This window comes from Frankia sp. Hr75.2 (assembly GCF_949319125.1).
GTDB lineage: Bacteria > Actinomycetota > Actinomycetes > Frankiales > Frankiaceae > Parafrankia > Parafrankia soli.
The window spans coordinates 1-2632 of record NZ_CASGGV010000116.1; the positions used below are offsets into that span (position 1 = coordinate 1).

At 69.1% G+C, this 2632-nt stretch carries 4 protein-coding genes; 3 read left to right on the plus strand and 1 reads right to left on the minus strand.

Going from position 1 to position 2632, the window contains the following annotated elements; translation table 11 throughout:
- Positions 1–508 precede the first annotated feature (508 nt).
- A complete protein-coding gene (locus tag AC559T_RS11250) occupies positions 509–772 on the minus strand; it encodes a hypothetical protein (protein WP_498868656.1) in 264 nt (87 codons plus the stop codon).
- A gap of 27 nt (positions 773–799) precedes the next feature.
- Here AC559T_RS11250 and AC559T_RS11255 point away from each other — a divergent pair, with 27 nt between their 5' ends.
- The 3 genes from AC559T_RS11255 to AC559T_RS11265 all read left to right on the plus strand — a co-directional run bounded on the left by AC559T_RS11255 (position 800) and on the right by AC559T_RS11265 (position 2625).
- A complete protein-coding gene (locus AC559T_RS11255; protein ID WP_498868657.1) occupies positions 800–1576 on the plus strand; it encodes a DUF4037 domain-containing protein in 777 nt (258 codons plus the stop codon).
- Between the two features lie 405 nt (positions 1577–1981).
- A complete protein-coding gene (locus tag AC559T_RS11260) occupies positions 1982–2230 on the plus strand; it encodes a hypothetical protein (protein ID WP_131626475.1) in 249 nt (82 codons plus the stop codon).
- A 128-nt stretch (positions 2231–2358) separates the two neighbouring features.
- Entirely contained in the window at positions 2359–2625 is a 267-nt protein-coding gene (locus AC559T_RS11265) for a hypothetical protein (protein WP_498868658.1), read from the plus strand.
- The last annotated feature ends 7 nt before the right edge of the window (positions 2626–2632 follow it).

The window sequence follows — 2632 nt, forward strand, 5'->3', positions numbered from 1 at the left end:
GGTTACCGGAAGGGAACGGTGGGTGTCCGGCCGCTTGGGGTGATGCCGCCCGCATGGGTGGGTGCGTCCGGGTTCGAGCCCCGGACGGCCCACCCATATGATGATCATGATCCTGACCTGGATGCATGCGGTTCGCGATCTATCGCTTTGAGATCCAGCGCCACGGAAAGGCGCTGGTCAGGGCGTCGCGAGTTGGTTCGAGCCCCACCTGGACGACCATGTTGGGATCATGCGAACCGGGCTTCTTCGTGACGGCGGATCCGGGCAGGCGTGATGTGGAGGTCAAGGTTCTGATCGACTGCACAGCCGAGGAGATCGACGTGTGCGGCGGCTGCTCGACGACGTCCTGGGGATCGGGGGCCCGCTTGTGCGGCGGAACCTGGAGATCGCGACTGGCCCGGACGGCCCGGTGGCTGGCGAAAACCCCGGTGCCCAGACGTGGCGGTAGCGAGGACGATGAGGCGCCTGTGCCATGACGGGACGCCTTGAGGAGGATCGCAGAACGGTGTCAGGTCGCGATCTTTCTCGACGGTTCTACGAGCGGGCGGTGCGGCCGCTGGTCTCGGGCGTTCCCCACGCTGCCGCGTTGCTCGGTGAGGGGTCCGAGGTTCTCGGCTTCGATGACGAGATTTCCACGGATCACGATTTCGGCCCCCGCGTGCAGCTGTTCGTCCCGCCAGGTTTCGACGCCACGCCGATCGACGCCGCTCTGGGGGGTTTGCCTGCGCGGTTCGACGGTTTCCCGGTCGTCTACCCCGACAGCGATCGACATGGCGGCCGGCCACACCATCAGGTGGAGGTGACCACCGCGCAGGCGTTCTTCGTCGACCGGATCGGCGTCGACCCCGCCGAAGGGATGAAACTGACGGACTGGCTGCTGGCCCCGACCCAGATCCTGGCCAGCCTCACCGGCGGCGTGGTCCTGCACGACCCGCTCGATCTGCTCACCACGCGGCGTCGGGCGCTGGCGTGGTACCCCGACGACATCTGGCGCTATGTCCTGGCCGCCGGCTGGCTGCGGGTCAGCCAGGAGGAACCATTCGTCGGCCGCACCGGTGGTCGCGGCGACGACCTCGGCTCGCGGATGCTCGTGGCCCGCGTGGCCCGTGACCTCGTTCGGATCGGATTCCTCCTCGAACGCCGCTGGGCTCCCTACGGCAAATGGCTGACCGCCGCGTTCGCGCAGCTGACCCTCGCCGACCAGATCGGTGAGCACCTGCACCACGCGCTGCGCGCGACGCGGTGGCGGGAACGCGAAGCGGCACTGTGTGCCGCGGCCAGTCATCTCGCCGCCGCCACGAACCGGCTTGGTCTGGCCGAGCCCGTCGACCCCGCGCCGCGCCGCTTTCACTCCCGAGACATCCACGTACTCGGCGGCGAACGCCTCACCCGTGCACTGACCGATGCAATCAGCGATCCGCCGCTGCGAACCCTCCTCACCCGGCTCGGACACCGACCCGACGGCCCGCTCGGCCATCTCCCCGGCGCGATCGACCAGGCCACCGACAGCGTCGAGATCCTCACCCAACCAATCCGCCGCCGCGACTATGCACCAGCGCTTGGGCTCCGGGCCTGAGTGCCCCGGCGCTGATCCGACGGTGCGCGGAGGTCAGGCGCCTCGTCCGAGCTGGAGACGGCGTAGTCGGCACCGCGCGGGCCTTCTTCGTCGACCGGGTTGGCATCGACCCCGCCGACGGGACTTCAGAGGCACGGACCGGCAGTTCCCAACCGCGCTGGCCCGCACATCATCCGGCCGCGGATTGGCACCACACGACATCTACCGCGGAGGGCATCCGCAGCTGCGGTTAGACCGGATTTGGCCGCCATCGGTTTGGGATTGGCCTCGCGGGACGACCACGACACGCCATATGCCCGTGCGGCCTGACACCTCGGGAGGCGCGTGGCTCGGGTCCGCGTCGCTGCGTAAGGATTTCCCTCGTACGAATCGAACCGATCTCTCCCATGTCCCAAGGAGGCTCCCTTGACCGACACGAACACTTACGCGTACGTCGACGCTGACACCCTCGACGTCCGGATCATCCGTGGTGAGGCTGACACGGAAGGCACCATCGTCGGCCGCCTCGACGCCGCCGACCTCCCCGCCCTCAGCGAGGCCGCCGACAAGCTGCTCGCGACCCTCGACGTCCGCCCCGTCAGCGACTGGCGCGATGTTGAGGGTGGCCTGTTCGCCGTCGTCGAGGAGACCGCGGCGGTGCCGACGGCCGGCTGACCGGCGACCACGAGCGCCCCGGTCTGGGTCCAGGCCGGGGTTTCTCTTTGCCCGGATAAGACGGTGGGGGCGGCGCGCGCGATCAGGCGGCGAGCGGGATTCTTCCACCTGGTAGTAGATGGGAAGTCGTGGACCACCCGTCCACCGACGCGCTCCTAATCGGCGGCCGGCTCTTCAGGCACTCGGCCGTCACCTGCGGCGCGGCCGCCGCCGAGGCGGCCAACCAGGTGCGGGCCGACCTCTTCCTGCTGGGCGTCACCGGCGTGCACTGCGAGGCCGGGCTGACCACCGGCGACGCCGACGAGGCGGCGATGAAACGCACCCTCGCCCGGCAGACCGCCGACACCTACGTGCTGGCGCTAGAGCGCCGGTCAGGTAGTCAGGCTGCCTGTTGATCGTTCT